Source organism: Sphingobacterium rhinopitheci (assembly GCF_022627575.1).
In the GTDB taxonomy this organism is placed as follows: domain Bacteria; phylum Bacteroidota; class Bacteroidia; order Sphingobacteriales; family Sphingobacteriaceae; genus Sphingobacterium; species Sphingobacterium rhinopitheci.
Genome location: NZ_JADEYQ010000017.1, coordinates 42,567 through 62,100 on the forward strand (window position 1 = coordinate 42,567; position 19,534 = coordinate 62,100).

A 19,534-nucleotide genomic window follows, 5' to 3' on the forward strand; every position below is an offset into this window, starting at 1 on the left:
CGCAAAGTTACAGCAACAATATTCTGCCGAATTGATAAAACAAGAAATTTACTTAATCATTTACGCCAAATAATCTTAAATTGCATCATATTGATAGGATGTAGCTATGGAACTGAAAGAAATCATGCGTGAATTGGATGGTGATGACACCGACTATTATGTCAATCATATGCACCTAAGTGCCGTAGAAACAAAAACTCATCAACACACAAAAGGACAATTGCTCTATGCCGAAGGCGGTATTGTACATATTTTTGTGGAAGAAAAACACTGGTACTTGCCTGCACGGTGCTTTATGTGGATCCCCGCCAATACCCAACATTCTATACTTACTTACAGCAAAAAAGTAGATTTGTTTAATATCTACTTTATCAAAGATAGCAATGAAGATTCTTTTTTTGCTAACACCAATATTTACTTCGCCAATGATCTACTGCGTGAAATGATATTATTTACCGCCAAATGGTTTGGTAAAATAACAAAAGATAAACGCCCCAAATATTATTTCTTACGTGCATTAAAAGAAAATCTCCCCCTAATAGAGGCTACCCGTGTACCAATAATGACCCAACATCCGTTCCCAAAGGATCCTGTATTATTTGAAATAGCCGCATTTTTGAGCAACAATTTAGAAACTAACTATACTATTGAGGAGATAGCAGAAAAATTTGGATTAAGTACACGTACGCTTTCACGCAAGTTTAAGGAATCACTAGGCATGAATTATGTTCGTTTCTTACGCTCCATTCGGATTACTAAAGCCTTTCAATTAATCACTGAAAAACAACACAATATGTACGAAATAGCGTTAATGATAGGTTATAGCTCTTTAACAGCCTTCAGCAATATTTTTCAAAGAGTATCAGGAATTCGCCCTAGTGATTATGCGAAGTTGATAAATCGTAACAACAGCCAGAGTTAATTTTATTACAGCATGAGGACAGGACTAATTCAATTGGTCCTAAAACCATAATATTCACGAAGAATACAAAGTCAACAAAGTGCCATAAAATAAAGATAGACCTATTAATGGCAATTAATTACGCTTTGGAAGGTATTTTTCATTACACGATTCGTAAATAAATACGTAATTTTGTTGCATTATGGAAACTGTTGTTAGTGGTATTAGAAGTACCGGAAAATTACATTTAGGAAACTATTACGGCGCATTGAGCAATTTTGTGAAAATGCAGAACGAATATAATTGCTATTTCTTTATAGCAGATTTACACTCTTTGACGACACACCCTACCCCACAAGATTTGCAACATACCGTACGCAATGTGGTTGTAGAATATTTGGCTGCAGGTATTGACCCGGAGAAATCAACAATATATGTACAATCTGATGTCCCTGAGGTAACAGAATTGTACCTTTACATGAATATGAATGCATATTTGGGAGAGTTAGAACGTTCGACATCTTTTAAAGATAAGGTTCGTTCTAGTCCTGATAACGTGAATGCAGGCTTATTGACCTATCCTGTATTGATGGCTTGTGATATCTTATTGCACCATGGTACTAAAGTACCTGTAGGGAAAGATCAAGAGCAACACCTAGAAATGACGCGTACCTTTGGTAACCGCTTCAACCATCTTTATAAAGTAGATTATTTCAAAGAAGCAATTGCTTTCAGCTACGCTGACAAATTAGTTAAAGTACCCGGATTAAGTGGTCAAGGGAAAATGGGGAAATCTAATGGTGAAGCAGATTGTATCTATCTATCTGATAAACCAGAAGTGATACGTAAAAAAATAATGCGTGCTGTTTCTGATTCAGGACCTACAGAGCCACATCAAGCAAAAGCAGAATCAGTACAAAACCTATTTGATCTGATGAAGGTCGTGTCTACAGCAGATACATTGGCACATTTTGAAGAGCTATACAACAAATGCGAAATCCGTTACGGAGACTTTAAGAAACAATTGGCCGAAGATATGGTAATCGCTACAGAACCCGTACGATCAAGTATAGAGGAGATTGAAAATGACGACGCTTATATCCAGAAAGTATTGCGTATGGGTGCCGAAAAAGCACAAGCTAGTGCGCAAAAAACAATTAAGGAAGTGCGTGAAATAATCGGCTTAAAAAGATTATTTTAAACCAATAAATTGTATTAATTTAAATAAAAATTTTAACAAAGAGAAATGCATATTGCGATTGTAGGAAATATCGGGGCAGGAAAAACAACATTGACAAAGATGTTGTCGCAACATTTGAATTTTGAACCTCAATTTGAAGCAGTAGATGACAATCCATATTTGGAGGATTTCTATAGCGACATGAAAAGATGGTCATTCAACTTGCAAATTTTCTTTTTGAATAGTCGTTTTAGACATATTGTAGAGCTTCAAAGTAAAGGTATCAATATGATTCAAGATCGTACAATCTATGAAGATGCTTATATTTTTGCAGAAAACTTGTATGATATGGGATTAATGAGTGAGCGTGATTTTGAAAATTATAGCAATATTTTCAAAAGCATAATCCACTATATAAAGCCACCAGATCTATTGATATACTTGAAAGCTTCTGTTCCTACATTGGTGAACAATATCCAAAAGCGTGGCCGTGATTATGAATCAGCTATCCGCTTAGACTATTTATCAAAATTGAATGAAAAGTACGATAAATGGATTAATAATTACGCTGAAGGAAAATTATTGATATTAGATAAAGATACTTTAGATTTTGCTAATAACCCTGAAGATTTAGGTTTGGCTATAGAAAAGATAACAGCAGAAATTAACGGTTTATTTTAATTTTTTTGCTCTAAAACAGAAGAAGGTGCCCTCCTAAAAGGGCACCTTCTTCTGTTTTAGAGCTTAATCTAGCTCAATAATAATTTTGGCTAAAGCATCAAGTTGCTATATATGCTGGTTGAAACTGCCAAGCACTTAACAGCTACAGAATATTATTTACATTACACATTACCTTAGACCAACAAAATTAAATATAACCGTATGTTCATTAGCTATTTTAAGGATTTTACATAAACTATTAGTGCTAATATTTGTAGAAGATTTATCTTTTAAAAGTATTACAATTTGACAAGATATATTTTTGTAGCTATAGCCCTACAAAAATTAAATTACAATCTACATAAACAGCAAGATAGGTTGAATTATATTACTTTTGATCTGTTAAGAATTAAAAGGTGTATTAGGGGAAATATACTTATTGGTTTTTACATCTATCTATTTTATTATTATGAAAATTATGAAGACTAAACATTTCAATCCATTAGTAGCGCTTGCTGCAGGATTTATGTTTGTTAACACAAGTTGTTCTAAAGTTGAAGACTTGTACAACCAGCCTCAAGGAGAAGTAACTGAGCTAATCCCAAATAGTAACATTTCTGCAGCTTTTAATTGGGCTACAACAAAATCTATCAATATTCAAATTGCGGTAGATGATCAATTTGATGGTAAATACTTTTATAAAGTAGAAATATTTGATAGAGAGCCACATGCTGAAGGAGCTACTCTTCTTGCAGCAGGTGTAGCAAAAAAAGGTCAAGACCTAACAACTACAGCTTCTATACCTACAGGCTTGCAATATGTTTATGTTAAACAAACATCTCCTACTGGTATAACGTCTTATTCTATGTTGGAAGTATCTGGAACGACAATTTCTAAATCTAAAATTGCTAGTGGCATTAGCGCAGCAACAATCAATACTAAAGGAATTAGCCTTTTGGCTTCTACAACTAGCTTAACTCCAGCAACAGCACCAGCGCAGCCTACTCCTGTTGGCGAAGAAATACAGGGTAATGTAGATGTAACTTGGAGTGAAGCAAGCTCAAAGAAGAAATTTATTATCAAAAAAGACGAAATTTATACTGGCGAAATACCACTTAATGCAGGAATAGATAATATGGTTATCTATGTAGAAGGCACATGGAATCGTACAGGTAAAACGATTAATTTAGGCGCCAAAAATACCATTATTGTTTTAGAAGGCGGTAAAATAATAGCTAATGAATTATCAATGCCATCTAACACACCTATCTTTACTAATTTTGGTACTGCTGAATTCAATAGATTAACGGCTAACAATACAGGTTATATTAATAATTACGCTGTCTTAAATGTTAAAGAGAGATTAAGTATTCCTTCAGAAGGTACTTTTGTGAATACTGGAACTTTCATAACGAAAGATATTGTAATTAATAGTAATGGTACATTTAATAACTCAGGTACAGTAACTGTGACTGGTGAAATGAATTTACCTTCAGGAGCACAGGTTCTAAATACTGGGTCAGCGATTTTTAAGAAAGTTACAGGTAATTCTAACACAGGCATACTTACCAATGAAGGATACATGAGTATCAATGAACTTAACTTTATTAATACTGTATTTAATGTAAATTGTCATACTACGGTTTCTACGGTTACTGAATTCAATGGCGCTAAAGTTAATATCGCTGCTGGTGCAAGATTAGATATTAATACAATTGAGAAATCTGGCGGAGTACTATACACATTAGGAAAAGAATCTATATTGGATGTCAAAAATGAAGTTACATTCACGACAAATTCAAATACTATAACAGGTAATACAGGTTCATTAGCACGTTTTAAGAAAATAAATTTAAAAGGTCATCATTCTGTTATCTACAAAAATCTTCTAACAATATCAACTGACAATCACCCTATTAGCCCAGAATACCAAACATACTACTTATCTGATAAAGATGTTAATATACTAGGTTACAATAATTCTGATGTGGTAATTCCAAATTCAGGATGTAACGATGGAGGTTTTAATCATCCAACTACGAATCCTCCAGTAGATCAAACACCGAAAGAGGTTGTATTAGGTACCTACTCTTATGCATTTGAAGATAACTGGCCGAGTACGATTAATGGTGATTATGACATGAATGACTTTGTTGTAGATGTACAAATCATCAAGTATCAAAACACGGCTAATGAAACTGAAAAAGTAGTCTTAAAAAATAAAATCCGCGCAATTGGTGCCTCTAAGCATGTATCTGCAGCTATTCAATTGGACAACGTATTGGCAGGAAATATAAAATCAGCTACCTACTCAAACCAAAATCTTCTAGGATCTATTATACCATTAAATTCTAAAGGGATTGAAGAAGGTCAAACTCATGCGATCGTCTCTATTGTTGACAATGGTCATGCTGCATTTGGTGCTAACGTAGGACAATTTATCTTTACACATGATAATAGCTATCAGCCAATAGAAACGGAAATTACAATTGAATTTAATACTCCTATCAAAGATTTTTCACAAGCGGACTTGAATCCATTTATTGTTAATTTGGCACAAACAACCGGTGGAAGATACGAAGTACACTTAGTAGGTCGCAAAGCGACAGATAAAATTAATAGCAGCTTAATTGCAAGGCAACAAGGCCCACAAGGTGAATTATCTTCAGATCCTTTCAAAACGAAAAGAAATGAGCCATTTGCAATAAGTACACCTGTGTCATTTATCTATCCAAAGGAAAGTATTAGAATTACTACGACATATCCAGATTTTATGGAATGGGCTACAAGTAATGGTGATTCGAAACCATTCTGGTACGACAACATAGCTAATTAATAGCAAATCAATACGTATAAAAGTCCTTACCTTCAACGGTAAGGACTTTTTTTATGCCATAAATAGTACTAGCACCCTAAAAATATATGTTTATATAATGCGTTAGATGACTTTTTTTACTTAAAAAGCTTCACAATACTGCTATTCAAATCAAATACATAATATAATCTTCGTAGTAGGATTAGAATTTCATTTACTATTATTTCAGCGCACAAAAAATCCCATTAAGGATGTTAATGGGATTTTTGGTATACTATTATGATGCAGCATTAGAATAATGCTTTGGGATCGTAAAAATCTTTAATATTGTTTTGAGAAATTAAAATTGATGGCGTATAAATTGTTTTATCAATATCTTTATCACCGTTAAAGTAACGAACCATCGTCTGCACAACCAACTCCCCTAGTTTTTTGGGACTATTTTCTGCTGTAGCAGCAAATACACCTTCCATCATCTTTTCATAGGCTTCTTTTTGTCCATCAACTCCTATAACTAAAATATCTTTTTGCTTGCCCATCTCCTGTATTGCTTTTAGTGCACCCAATGCCATAGCGTCATTTTCGGCAAATAATACATTTATATAGGGATGCGCTACCAAAATATCTTCCATTGCTTTGACACCGCCATTATTATTCCATTTACCCCATCCGTGTGCGGCGATAGTAAAATTAGTTTTAGCATTATTGTGCAGTTGACCATCTACTAATCCTCTAATAAAACCTAGCCTCTTTTCTCTTCCAACAGGATTTCCTTGATTGCCCGATATAATCGCAATTTTGGGATCTTTTACTTTTTGATCTGCCAACCATAGCCCTAGCAACTCCCCATTCATCATATTGTTGGCGACGATTGAAGATATATAATGGGCAGAAGGATCAACCATAGAGTCTACAATAAAAACCTTAACGCCTTCATTATGTGCTCTATTGACAACAGGAACAACAGCCTTGGGATCTAAGGGGTTCAAAATGAGCACATCGATACCTTTAGACAATAAATCTTCAATAGCCGCTACCTGCTTCGAAATATCTTCCTGTCCATCCGCAGTAAAATATTCCATACCATAATGCTTCACTGTTTCCTTTATAACGGTCTCCAAAGCAACATAGTATGGAGCCACCATCGATGGTCCACAGTAGCCAACTTTCAAATGCTGTAGATCTTTTTCTGAAGACAACAGATTATTATTAATTGATGTAGTGCTCCTTACCTCTTTTTTTTGATCTTGTGGAAGACAGCCCGAAAAGGTAAAAATTATTATAAAAAGCAATAGTTGACCACAATAATTATTCATAATTGATTACTTTAAAGTTATCCACGATGCATTATTCTTAACCCATTCAGTCACCTGAATAGGCACATCAGTACACAAATAATCACTCCCTAGCATGACCCCCAGGAGGAAATCATTTACAGATTTACCAGGCCATAAACTCACAATGAATCCTTGTTTTTTTGCACTATCGACCATATCCCTAGTTGTCTGTTCAACACGGCAACCAATTCTTGATATTCCCATCGCTTTAGCTTCATCAAGTACGGCCTGTGACAAAGCCTCAGATTTAATGTATAGTAAATCGACATCTTTATCTTTTTCCTTTAGAAATATTAAAGGCCTTTTGTCAAAAGATGTAAATAAATAAGTAGAATTAGGAAGTTTTGCTTTATTTACTTTTGTATATAGTTCATTACAATATTTGGAAAGTATTTGCTCATCATAATATTTTCCTTTTGTTTTCATTTCAAATTCGACATATAATCCGTCCTTATTTTTTAGGAAATCAAGAAATTCATCTACTGTAGGAATAGGATTTCCTTTTTTTGTTCTAAGTTTCTTTAATTCAGCAAGGGTAATTTCTTCGACTGAACCATCAATTCCTACAATACGTGAGAAATTATCATCGTGAAAAATCACAAGATGCCCATCTTTAGTCATACGGATATCAGTTTCATATCCTCGTATCCCTTTTCGATAGGTTTCTTCAAATGCATGTATTGTGTTTTCATCAAATTCAGATACCCCACCTCTATGGGCAAATACTTTTACCTCCTTTTGTTGTGCAATAACAGTATCTATTGAAGTCATTGACAATAGCGATATGGTCAATAGTGAATAAAAAAAACTCTTTCTCATGTGTTTAGGTGTTATTTGTTTCAATTAGTATAAATTTCTATTTATAAAAAGCCTATGACAAAATAAATCTTTAGTTAAAATGAACTCAAGATGATCATATACATAAGGGAATTATAATGCGCAGTAACTACTGTTTCAATTGGTTATTGTTATTTAAACGATTAAATATACAACATTTTATTATTTTAAAATATATAATATATAATTTTAAAATACCAATTTTCCAAAAACCAATTCAACCTAATACTAAAAATACGACTCTTATTGGGTTAATTTAATTTGCAAAAAACTGTATGGAGGACAATTAATTAATTTTTTTTACCAAAACTAAAACACAATAAACAATTTCTTGTTATGTATTTAGGTTTATAATTTGTTGAATTAGAATAATTTTTCGAATCTAAAATCTAATATTGGACAAAATAATGCTATAGCATTGGCTATCAGCCAAATAAATAATGCTTTATCATTTTAGTATTTAAAATTAATATTACCATATACAATGTTTAAAACATCTCAGTATTTAACTATAGGATTTTGTTTTACGCTCTGTTTAACACAAAAAACAGATCTTCATGCGCAAAGTTTATCTTTTTCTGATGCTTACAACAAGATGTATCAAGATAACAATTCATTAAAAGCTATCAACAAGCAAAATGAAGCAACGAAGTACATTTCAAAATCATTGATAGGCTTACGTTTTCCCTCAGTGAATGCATACGCTATCGGAATGGTATTTGACCGCAAATTAGATTTAAGCTTCAATGATTGGCGTAATGGTTTAGCCGGATTTTTGAATATTCCAGATGCGAGTGCATTAGGGGATTGGAAAGTTCCGGTAGGAAAGAAAGAAATGGCATTTGCAGGATTTAATGCCTTGTGGCCTATTTTTACAGGAGGCAAGATAAGTGCTGCTATAAAAGCGGGACAAATAGAAACGGAGATCGCTAAAAAAGATATCGAGAGTACCGAAAATAGATTGATTTCGGAGTTGGCACAGCGTTATTTTCAAGTAAAATTGGCTGATGAGGCGTTAGTTGTCCATCAAGGGGTATTAGAAGGAATGAAAAAACACCTTTATAATGCGACCAAATTAGAGGAAAATGGAATAATAGCACCTAGTGAAAAATTAGTAGCAGAAGTGGCTGTATCAGAAGCAAATAGAGAGCTACAGTCAGCAGATAAAAACACCAAGCTAGCACGTACTGCTTTAGCAAACACCCTAGACGCAGACCAAATAACGGGTAATCTGACCACAGCATTTTTTACCAATATAACACTTTTCAGTTTGGATGCTTATAAACAAGCGGCATTAAAAAATTATCCTGAATTAAATAAACTATTACTTCAAAAAGATCTCGCTGACCAAGCTATTAAAGCTAAGAAATCAATGTATTATCCCGAAGTAGCGGCATTTGGTCAAACGACATTATTACACAATGATCCTTTGGGCTTCGGTATATTGGAGCACTCCAATCAGCGACCTTGGGTAGTTGGTGTAGGGATTACCTACAATATATTTAACGGTATGAAAAGTAGAAATGAGCTGAAAGCTGCCGTTTCAACACGCGAAGCAGTTGATTTTCTGGAAGCTAAAGCACAAAAAGATGTTACCACATTTGTAGAGAACTTGTATTTTGAAGTTCAAAAAAGCCAAGAGGAGGTTTCAAATCTACAAGTACAAGAGAAATTGGCCACCGAGCTAGTGAGAGCACGAAATAGAGCCTTTTCGGAAGGATTAGCTACTTCTACCGATGTCGTAGATGCTGAAAATGCACTTTCTGTAGTTAAATTATTAATACTTAATGCTAAATACTTGTATATAACTTCGTTAGCAGGGCTACTCGAATTTACAGGTCAAAGCAAAGATTTTTTGAATTATACTAATTAAAATAAAAGCATGAAAAATAAGGTAATAAATGCCGTATTAGGAGTTGTTGTGATCCTCGTAATTGTAGGTGTTTCACTTTGGTATATGAGTGCTCCTTCTGTATCATACCTACAAGGACAAGTGGAAGCGAAACAAATAAATGTAGCATCAAAAATACCTGGACGAATAGATTCTATATTAGTCCAAGAAGGTGATTTTGTGGAAAAGGATCAGGTCCTAGCCATAATAAGTACTCCAGAGATTGACGCACAATTGGGGACCGCAGAGTCCATCAAAGAAGCTGCTGAAGCCATTGATCAAAAGGTAGATAAAGGGGCACGTTCACAAGAAATATTAGCGACCTATAATATTTGGCAACAAGCCAAAGCTGCTAAAGAATTAGCTTTAAAAACGTACAATCGTTTAGAGAATTTGTATAATGATAAAGTCATATCTGCCCAAAATCGTGATGAAGCATATACGCAATATCAAGTAGCCCTAAATGCCGAAAGTGCAGCCAAAGCCAACTATGAAATGGTAAAAAGTGGCGCGCGCCCAGAAGATAAAAGAGTAGCTAGAGCACAGGTAAACCAAGCACAAGGCGGTGTCAAGACCATCAGTATATTGAAAGAAGAAGGTCATGTGAAAGCTCCACGCCGTGGGGAGATATTAACGATCATGCCCAATAGTGGGGAGATCATCAACTTGGGCTACCCTATTATCAACCTAATAGATGTAGATGATATATGGGTTTATTTTAATATCAAAGAATCTATTCTTTCTAAATTTAAGATGGGGACACAATTTGATGCTATTATACCGGGCTTAGATAATCAGAAAATTCGATTAGAAGTACGTTATGTTGCGGCACAAGGAGATTATGCGACATGGAATGCAACAAAATCGTTAGGGGATTTTGACATGAAATCCTTTTTAATCAAAGCATACCCGGTAAATAAAGTTCCAGGATTGAGACCAGGGATGAGTGCATTGGTTGATGAAGCTGATTTAAAATAGATGTTTTTACTAAACAAAGGTTGTGATACAGAGCTTTTTTAAAATATTTTTAGAGGAATGGAATAAAATTTTTAATACGCCACGCTTATTAATTATTTTGTTTGGCGTTCCTTTTTTCGTCTTTTTCTTCTATAGTTCTTTACTACAGCAAGGTGTTCCCACCAAGCTACCAGTGGCTATTCTAGATCAAGATAAATCCCCATTGTCACGACAAATGGGGCTTATGTTTAGCGCCTCTGCTACCATTGACCTTGCATACAATGTTAATGATGAATTAGAGGGACAAACTTTAGTTCGTAAAAATGATGCCTACGCGTTTATTATTATCCCCAAAGGATTTCAACGCAATATACTAAAGGGAAATTACACTAGTGTCTCTTGTTATTACAATGGACAATACTTATTGTCAGGAGCTATTATATTAAAAGATTTTCAGACCGTGACACAGACTATGATGGCTGGTGTCGTATTAGAGACATTAGAAGAAAAAGGGCTTTCACCAGATCAAGCCATGTCTTCTATCCTGCCGATCAATACGGTAGTGCACGTATTATATAATCCCTATACAAGCTACAGTTATTATCTAAATGTAGCCTTTATGCCTATGGCGTTACAGATCATGGTGATGATCATGGCGATTTATACTTTTGGATTAGTACTTAAACAAAATAAAGGTCAAGAGCTACTAGCAAAGGCTGGTGGAAAAGTATATATTGCTATTTTTGGCAAGATTTTGCCCTATACTGTTGTATTCTTTGCCTTAGGTTTTTTAATGAATGCTATTTTATACTACAAAATAGGAACACCCTTGCAAGGTAGCTTCCTAGGTGTCAACCTTATCTTCTTTGCATTCGTTATCGTATTACAAAGTGTGGGTTTATTTATTGCGGCTATTACGACCAGTTTTAGGACAGCCCTGACCATAGGAGGCGATTATACAGCATTAGCCTTTTCATTTGCAGGCTATACATTCCCTGCTATTGGTATGAGTAAATTTATACAAGTTTTGTGTTTTATATTTCCTTTCACCTCATATATGCGATTTGTGGTAGATTATGGTATTCGTGGTATTGCTTTTAATGATACACAGAAAGGATATATTATAGCCCTAGGTGTTTTTGCTCTATTTGGCATTATTGGCGTTCCATTATATCATAAAAAATTAAAGAAAGGACATTATAATGCTTAAGAGAATAAGTGATTCACTTTCATTGATTTTAGAAACAGCTAAAATAGAGTGGAGATTAATCTTTAAAGATGATGCTGTAAAGGAAATATATATCCTATTTGTAGCATTGGTTTACTTTTTCTATACGTTTGTATATAGTCCAGAGATATTCACCAATCTTCCTGTTGCCTTTGTTGATAATGACCAAACCACAGAATCGCATCAAATTAGAAGGATGCTTAATGATACTGAATCACTGGACATTGCTTACGATGTCAACAGTATGGCAGAAGCAAAGAAACTTTTCGAAGACGAAAAAGTAAGTGGAATAATTGTAATCCCGGAGAAATTTTCCCAAGATCTACAAAAAAGTGGTGGTAATCCATCAATAGCGATTTATTGTGATGCTTCGTACATGCTTTATTATGACAAGACATTACTCGCAGTAACCAATGCTTTGGGGGCATTTACGGGAGAGATTCAGCTCAAGCAGACCATGATGAGTGGTGTTCCTATGAAAGAAGCTATTGCATCGAGCAAGCCATTTAATATCATATCTACACCCCTATATAATTTGGATGAAGGCTATGCGATATTTATAATACCATTAGTTATCATTGTCGCACTACAGACGCTTCAGTTGACAGGAATGGGCGTATTATATGGTACATTGCGCGAGCGCAATACCTTTATTACCAACTTTGCTATTGGACGAAGAAGTCGCTTTGGATATTTCTTTATGACCATAGGCCGCTCCTTACCTTACCTATTAATCTCTATGCTTTTATTGTTGCTCGGGATTAAGGTGGTGTTTCATATTTTTACGATTCCACAACGTGGTGATAGTTTGGAAGTATTCGTATTTCTAATACCTGTTGTTCTAGCCATTACATTTTTAGGAATGGTATTGATGAATATCTTCAAGAATCGTGAAGATACTATTATGCTGTGTACCGTATTTAGTATCCCTGCAGTAATGATGGGAGGTGTCTCCTATCCTATTGTGGCTTTCCCCGTATGGATCAAAGTAATGGCTTTTTTCTTTCCAAGTACAATCGGTGTAAAAGGTTTTCTTGCGCTATCGCAAGCGGGGGCTTCATTATTTGAGATTCGAGATATATACTATCAGATGTGGGGTATATGTCTATTTTACTTTATTATTGCTATCTGGACCAATCGTCGCTTTTTATATCATGCTGAAGTGCCGTCAACTTTGTTGAATAATTCGGCTATCGTGAGTACGATGATAAATATTGATGAACATCTGAAGAAAGCTATAAGATCATTGTTAATGCCGATTAAAGATTTGGTATGGCGCTTTGATAAAACATTAGATACCTTTGATTCTACTTTATCAGTAAAGCTTAAGGATATTCCTGCAGCGCAATTGCAAGCTGCACCTAGCTATATATCGGGTCCCGTAATGGACGCTGTTAAGTATGTGGCACAATATGATGACATAAAGAATATGTATGCTAACTTATTAGCTAACGCAATGGATAAACAAGCAGCGTCAAAGGTTTTGCCTAGTTATGTAGAAATAATAAAAAGCTTGAGCCCGGATGAGGCACGTTTGCTTGCTATATTTACGTATAATGAAGCTATCCCTTATGTCAATATTCTTCAGAAATCAACTAAAGAATCTAAAGCCTATAGTATTGTACTCGAAAACCATACTTGCTTAGCAAAGGACCATGACCTATCAGTAGCGTATAATGATAATATGCCTTTATATTTCGGTAATTTCATTAGAATGGGAATACTAGAATCTCCGGAAGGTTTCTCCTTGGAAAAAGACCGTTACCTGGAAATAGAAAATTGTACGTATCTCCAGGAATTAAAAATAAACATGGAGAAGAAAGGCCATGTTTTTGAGATTCAAAAACGATTCTATAAGCTTACTTCATATGGCAGGAGTTTTATTAATATAGCTGTAAAGGACAAATAATTATACTATTCGGATCTATTAAAACCATTTTTATCCTTATTAATATGATAAGTAAAATTGGTACATACAATGATATCGTTGGCGTCAAAGTGTTTAACAATACCATTTTTCTCCAACACGACTACCCAACAGGTATTTTGATGGATGCCATAATCAATAATAAAGATAGCATGTCCTTTGCCCAAAGGGGTATCTACATATATAGATGGATTGAGTTGTACTATCATAACCAATACCTTTCATTATACTAAAACCTACGTGGCTTAATTGAAAACTAAACCACGTAAGTTTTTCTCTTCCATATTATTAATAGCATCTACGATAGATATTATCGAGGGTATAGAATTAAGCTCACCGCACAAATCTAAAGCTGTAAAATATGCATCAATATCGTATACCTTTTCAGGAAACCAATAGATAGTTTCATCAAACATCGTATTCGTTGACGATAGTATCGTAAACCCCGATTTATTTAATTTCTCTAGGATATCCTTATCGATAGTGTAAAATTGCATAAGCGAATAATTAAAATAGTGGAACGATAGTGTGCTATTGAATAATAAAACCAATTAATAATATTATTCTTTATAGTACATTTTAATAACAATTAGTTACAACATTTTGTTTTTACAGGGTAAATATTATTTAAGAATATATTTTCAATATTTTTAAAGGCTTGTTTTTTTCTTTCATTTATCCCTTTTTACAAGCATAAAATAATCTAGTAGTTAATTAAATCACCACCAACTAGTTTCTAATATTGGACTATATATTGGAACATGAACGGGATATATTAGAAGAACCCTAAGGTGAAAAATCAGTAAAAATCGGTACTCCAGATAGCATTGATTCCGACGCATCCCAGCACAGAAGCATTAAACAGCACTAAGCCATTTGGATCGATACGAATATATAAAGGGGCATAAAAAACCCTTATATAATCGAGTTCAGCGGCAGGACAAGAGAAAAAAAGCCATTGTCCTAGATACATAACCAAATAAAGACGTAAAAATAAAGGCTATTCCGTTAGCCAAAGGCAAACAATTGAATCGTAAGCACTTCCCAAATATAGATGTCGCGTTATCATGACTACATACACCTAACAATACATAAAGATTAGTGCATTGCACAATAGTATTCCGAGCTACAAATATTTTTTATTACAATTAGTAATAAGTATCAAATCGACAGCACTAAACCCTAAAGTAGTGTAGCGATACACTTCGTTTTTTTTTAATAATACTCCTGTAGCTAGACAAAAATCCATTTTAGCTAATTCTAATTGGAGGAATCCACTTCATCACGCCACTATACCCCCTCCTATATTTTAACTACATCAATCACTTTGTAGTCAAACAACTACTTTAAGTGAAACTATTTAATCAAGTATTAAATAAATTCACTACACTTACAGTTAGATTATTTTATACACATTACAACTTTTCTTTTAATTGATAAATTTAACAATAAGCGTAAATGACACAGATGACCTAGGTATACCCCACATGCTGGAAAACAATTAAAACCGTAAAGATTCTGCCAGCAGCCATATTCAACCTTAGAGAGTCCGTATACCCAAATTAGCATGTCTTTATTAGCGTATAACAAAAACTAAGATGAAGAATTTATATTTTTTAGTCCTATTAATTAGCGTCTGCTTAAACTCATGTAAAAATAAGACAGCTGACGACTTAATTGCTGGTAATCAAACAGAAATACGGATGAACTTTAGCACATCTACGATAGACGAACAAGACATTATAGCAAAAAACAACACAGAAGAAGATTTTGATAATACAGACAATAATTTACCCCAACAATCCATAGATATAAATGATGATTACTACATGGATGTGGAATGGATAGAAGAGGGTGCAAAAAACACTATAAATAATAATATCCTTAGAAAAGAAGGCAACCAAGCAGCTTTAGTAACGAGAGCACTACCAAGTGGTACGCGCTACAAATTAGTTGTATTTAATGACAATGGAACTTTCAATACCGAAAGAAATTATGCTATAGGTTCAGAAAATAATACGGCTATATTATTATTAGATCGAGGAAAAAAATATACTTTTATTGTTTATTCTGTAGGAAGCACTACAGACTTACCGAATATCACCTTTACCAATAGCGCCAACAGAACCTTGCCAACAGCTAATGTAAATGTAACCAATGTGGCTACAAACTATGTAGACTTCATGTATTCCAAGACAGAGGTAGATCCATTAGATGTAGCTGTTTACACCTTGAACACCACACTTACCCATTCATTTTCTGGATTTAGAGTATATATTGACGCTAGGCAAACAGGGTATAATATTGCTAGGCCAACTTCTTCATTGAGTAGTAATTTCAATTCCTCAAGCATTAGTTTAGCTACTGGAACTCCACTGACACGAACCACTTCCGTAGCTCCAAATATAGTGTTCCCGACGACCAATGCAAGTGAACTAACAAGCAACTACTCTATAATAAATACAGTATCTGACAACACTAAAATCTATACGATAACCGCGATGACCATTGGCAACTCCGCAATAACAAATTCCATTGTCGTACCCAATTTACGCGCCATACAAGGAACGCGCTATACCCTGCGACTAACCTTAAGACCTGAAGATGCTATACTAAATGCCAATGCCGTACGTATCGGGGGGCAGGTATGGCAGAGACGCAATATTGGAGCCAATTCTGCGACACCCGAAAACTATGGTCAATCCACTTTTGGAGGGTACTATCAATATGGATATAACCAGTATATCCGTACAGGAACAATGGCTGCTGGCCAAAAAGCATATAATGGAACTGGTAGAACTGCTATTGCCTATTGGAATGGCAACCCTGCCGCTTTAGCAATAAGAGATCGAGCTCCACGTAAAGGTACTGCTGACCCCTGCCCTGCCGGTTTTAGAATACCTTCAGAAAGTGAGTTTCAAACGCTAATTAATAATACGAATGTTCAGAACAGAACTTTCGCTAACAATAGTTACAATACAGGCATACGATTAGTGAGCAAAAGAAATTCTAGCGTACGTATTATGTTTCCAGCACAAGGAAACATCACTGTAGCAGGCCGTAGCACTCCTTATGTTTACCGTGGACTAATAAATAGGGGAACAGCTGTCCGCGTAAACAGCTCATACGCTTCAAGTAATGTACGTTCATTTTATGTGGCTAACGCCGCCAATGCCAATCAAATGTCTAGGTCCGTACCTAATCGATCAGTATATGTAACTGCTAGACCTGTACGATGTATTCAAGGAAATTAGACGATCCTTTTAATATATGGTATTATAACTAGGTAAAATAAAGAGTAAGTCTTTATTTTACCTAGTTATAATTACGCTAAAAAGTAAGTGAAAAATCTGCCAAAAAAATACCTTAATAGCAAAACGTATTTATACCGTATATAGTGTTCAAATCTTAAAAAGCACTATAATAAATTAACCCGATTTAACTACAACAATCGCTTTGTAGATAAAAAACTACTTTAAATAAATTAATTTAATTATATAATAAATATATTTACTATATTTGCATTCGGATTATTTTAAATACATTATAAATTTACTTTTAATTAACATAGTTAACAATAAGCGCAAATAATACAGAAAACCTAGGTATACACCACATGCTGGAAAAACAAATAAAAATCCTACAGCATCTATCTCCAACCATATTCAACCTTAAACTGTCCGTATACCCAAATTAGCATGTCATTATTAGCGTATAATAAAAAAAACAAGATGAGGAATTTATTTTTTTTAGTCCTGTTAATTAGTGTCTGCTTAAACTCATGTAAAAAAAAGACAGCTGACGACTTAATTGCTGGTACTCAAACAGAAATACGGATGAACTTTAGTACATCTACGATAGACGAACAAGACATTATTGCAAAAAATAACACAGAAGACGATTTTGATAATACAGACAATAGTTTACCCAAACAATCCATAGATATAAATGATGATTACTACATGGATGTGGAATGGATAGAAGAGGGTGCAAAAAACACTATAAATAATAATATCCTTAGAAAAGAAGTCAACCAAGCAGCTTTAGTAACGAGAGCACTACCAAGTGGTACACGCTACAAATTAGTTGTATTTAATGACAATGGCACCTTCAATACCGAAAGAAATTATGCTATCGATTCAGAAAATAATACGGCTACATTATTACTGGATCGAGGAAAAAAATATACTTTTATTGTTTATTCTGTAGGAAGCACCACAGACTTACCAAATATCACCTTTACCAATAGCGCCAACAGAACTTTGGCAACAGCTAATGTAAATGTAACCAATGTGGCTACAAACTATGTAGACTTCATGTATTCCAAGACAGAGGTAGATCCATTAGATGTAGCTGTTTACACCTTGAACACCACACTTACGCATTCATTTTCTGGATTTAGAGTATATATTGACGCTAGGCAAACAGGGTATAATATTGCTAGGCCAACTTCTTCATTGAGTAGTAATTTCAATGCTGCAAGCATTAGTTTAGCTACCGGAGCCACACTGACGCGAACCACTTCCGTAGCTCCAAATATAGTGTTCCCGACGACCAATGCACGTGAACTAACAAGCAACTATTCTATAATAAATACAGTATCTGACAACACTAAAATCTATACGATAACCGCGATGACCATTGGCAACTCCCCAATAACAAATCCCATTGTCGTCCCAAATTTACGCGCCAGACAAGGAACGCGCTATACCCTGCGACTGACCTTAAGACCTCAAGATGCTATACTAAATGCCAATGCCGTACGTATCGGGGGGCAGGTATGGCAGAGACTCAATATTGGTGCTAATTCTGCGACACCCGAAAACTACGGGCAATCCACTTTTGGAGGGTATTATCAATATGGGTATAATCAGTATATCCGCACAGGAACAATGGCTGCTGGCCAAAAAGCATATAATGGAACTGGTAGAACTGCTGTTGCCTATTGGAATGGCAACCCTGCAGCTATAGCAATAAGAGATCGAGCCCCACGTAAAGGTACTGCTGATCCCTGCCCTGCCGGTTTTAGAATACCTTCAGAAAGTGAGTTTCAAACGCTAATTAATAATACGAATGTTCAGAACAGAACTTTCGCCAATAATAGTTACAATACAGGCATTCGGTTAGTGAGCAAAAGAAATTCTAGCGTACGTATTATGTTTCCAGCACAAGGAAACATCACTATAGGAGGCCGTAGCACTCCTTATGTTTACCGTGGACTAATAAATAGAGGAACAGCTGTCCGCGTAAGCACCTCATACGCTTCAAGTAATGTACGTTCATTTTATGTGGCTAACTCGACTAGCAATCAAATGGTTAGGGCCGAACGTAATCGATCAGTATATGTAGGTGCTAGACCTGTACGATGTATTCAAGGAAATTAGAAGGTCCTTTTAATATATGGTATTATAACTAGGTAAAATAAAGAGTAAGTCTTTATTTTACTTAGTTATAATCACGCTAAAAAGTAAGTGAAATATCTGCCAAAAAAATACCTTAATAGCAAAACGTATTTATGCCGTATATAGTGTTCAAATCTTAAAAAGCACTATAATAAAGTAACCCAGTTTTAACCAATAGTTATACAAAATAAATCTTTAATGAAATAAATTGTCGTAAAAATTTTTTATTTATATTTATTTAACTTATATTTAATATTAGATTTTAAAAATTAAACTTATGAAACGAAAAATAAAATACATTAAACCTACTGTTAGCATACTTTTTATTGAGATGGAAAATTCAATAAGTGCTGGCTCCAATACCACGAGACCAAATAATATCGTAGAAGAGTGGGATGA

14 protein-coding genes are annotated in these 19,534 nt (G+C 34.6%); 10 read left to right on the plus strand and 4 right to left on the minus strand.

Annotated elements, in window-relative coordinates; genetic code table 11:
• Nucleotides 1-106: 106 nt before the first annotated feature.
• The 4 genes from IP023_RS13200 to IP023_RS13215 all read left to right on the plus strand — a co-directional run bounded on the left by IP023_RS13200 (nt 107) and on the right by IP023_RS13215 (nt 5,577).
• Nucleotides 107-922 (plus strand): AraC family transcriptional regulator, encoded by an 816-nt coding sequence (locus tag IP023_RS13200; protein ID WP_241790863.1) that lies wholly within the window; start codon nt 107-109, stop codon nt 920-922.
• 181 nt (nt 923-1,103) lie between these two features.
• Nucleotides 1,104-2,102: a tryptophan--tRNA ligase gene (gene trpS / locus IP023_RS13205; RefSeq protein ID WP_241790864.1), complete on the plus strand. Its 999-nt coding sequence runs from the start codon at nt 1,104-1,106 to the stop codon at nt 2,100-2,102.
• Nucleotides 2,103-2,147: 45 nt separating this feature from the next.
• Nucleotides 2,148-2,762 carry a deoxynucleoside kinase gene (locus tag IP023_RS13210; RefSeq protein WP_241790865.1) on the plus strand — a complete coding sequence of 205 codons (615 nt, stop codon included), beginning with the start codon at nt 2,148-2,150 and terminating at the stop codon, nt 2,760-2,762.
• A 457-nt stretch (nt 2,763-3,219) separates the two neighbouring features.
• Entirely contained in the window at nt 3,220-5,577 is a 2,358-nt protein-coding gene (locus IP023_RS13215) for an LruC domain-containing protein (RefSeq protein ID WP_241790866.1), read from the plus strand.
• A gap of 269 nt (nt 5,578-5,846) precedes the next feature.
• Here the strand turns inward: IP023_RS13215 and IP023_RS13220 are convergent, their stop codons facing one another.
• Nucleotides 5,847-6,872, minus strand: coding sequence for a substrate-binding domain-containing protein (locus IP023_RS13220; protein WP_241790867.1), 1,026 nt, complete (start codon nt 6,870-6,872; stop codon nt 5,847-5,849).
• A 6-nt stretch (nt 6,873-6,878) separates the two neighbouring features.
• On the minus strand, nt 6,879-7,712 hold the full coding sequence (locus IP023_RS13225) for a glycerophosphodiester phosphodiesterase (RefSeq protein ID WP_241790868.1): 834 nt from the start codon (nt 7,710-7,712) through the stop codon (nt 6,879-6,881).
• 502 nt (nt 7,713-8,214) lie between these two features.
• Between IP023_RS13225 and IP023_RS13230 the strand changes: the two genes are divergently transcribed.
• The 4 genes from IP023_RS13230 to IP023_RS13245 are packed head-to-tail and all read left to right on the plus strand — an operon-like array spanning nt 8,215 to nt 13,715.
• Nucleotides 8,215-9,603: a TolC family protein gene (locus tag IP023_RS13230; protein WP_241790869.1), complete on the plus strand. Its 1,389-nt coding sequence runs from the start codon at nt 8,215-8,217 to the stop codon at nt 9,601-9,603.
• Nucleotides 9,604-9,612: 9 nt separating this feature from the next.
• The gene (locus IP023_RS13235; RefSeq protein ID WP_241790870.1) at nt 9,613-10,599 is read left to right on the plus strand and encodes an HlyD family secretion protein; all 987 of its coding nucleotides are present in this window, start codon (nt 9,613-9,615) and stop codon (nt 10,597-10,599) included.
• A gap of 22 nt (nt 10,600-10,621) precedes the next feature.
• Nucleotides 10,622-11,788 carry an ABC transporter permease gene (locus IP023_RS13240; protein ID WP_241790871.1) on the plus strand — a complete coding sequence of 389 codons (1,167 nt, stop codon included), beginning with the start codon at nt 10,622-10,624 and terminating at the stop codon, nt 11,786-11,788.
• A complete protein-coding gene (locus IP023_RS13245; protein ID WP_241790872.1) occupies nt 11,781-13,715 on the plus strand; it encodes an Abi-alpha family protein in 1,935 nt (644 codons plus the stop codon). The genes IP023_RS13240 and IP023_RS13245 overlap by 8 nt, the downstream gene beginning before the upstream one ends.
• A 5-nt stretch (nt 13,716-13,720) precedes the next feature.
• Here the strand turns inward: IP023_RS13245 and IP023_RS13250 are convergent, their stop codons facing one another.
• Both IP023_RS13250 and IP023_RS13255 read right to left on the minus strand, forming a co-directional pair.
• Nucleotides 13,721-13,942, minus strand: coding sequence for a hypothetical protein (locus IP023_RS13250; RefSeq protein WP_241790873.1), 222 nt, complete (start codon nt 13,940-13,942; stop codon nt 13,721-13,723).
• 36 nt (nt 13,943-13,978) lie between these two features.
• The gene (locus IP023_RS13255; protein WP_241790874.1) at nt 13,979-14,230 is read right to left on the minus strand and encodes a hypothetical protein; all 252 of its coding nucleotides are present in this window, start codon (nt 14,228-14,230) and stop codon (nt 13,979-13,981) included.
• A gap of 1,101 nt (nt 14,231-15,331) precedes the next feature.
• On the opposite strand from IP023_RS13255, the gene IP023_RS13260 reads away from it, so the two are divergent.
• Both IP023_RS13260 and IP023_RS13265 read left to right on the plus strand, forming a co-directional pair.
• On the plus strand, nt 15,332-16,987 hold the full coding sequence (locus tag IP023_RS13260; protein WP_241790875.1) for an FISUMP domain-containing protein: 1,656 nt from the start codon (nt 15,332-15,334) through the stop codon (nt 16,985-16,987).
• Nucleotides 16,988-17,464: 477 nt separating this feature from the next.
• On the plus strand, nt 17,465-19,117 hold the full coding sequence (locus tag IP023_RS13265) for a fibrobacter succinogenes major paralogous domain-containing protein (protein WP_241790876.1): 1,653 nt from the start codon (nt 17,465-17,467) through the stop codon (nt 19,115-19,117).
• Nucleotides 19,118-19,534 lie beyond the last annotated feature (417 nt).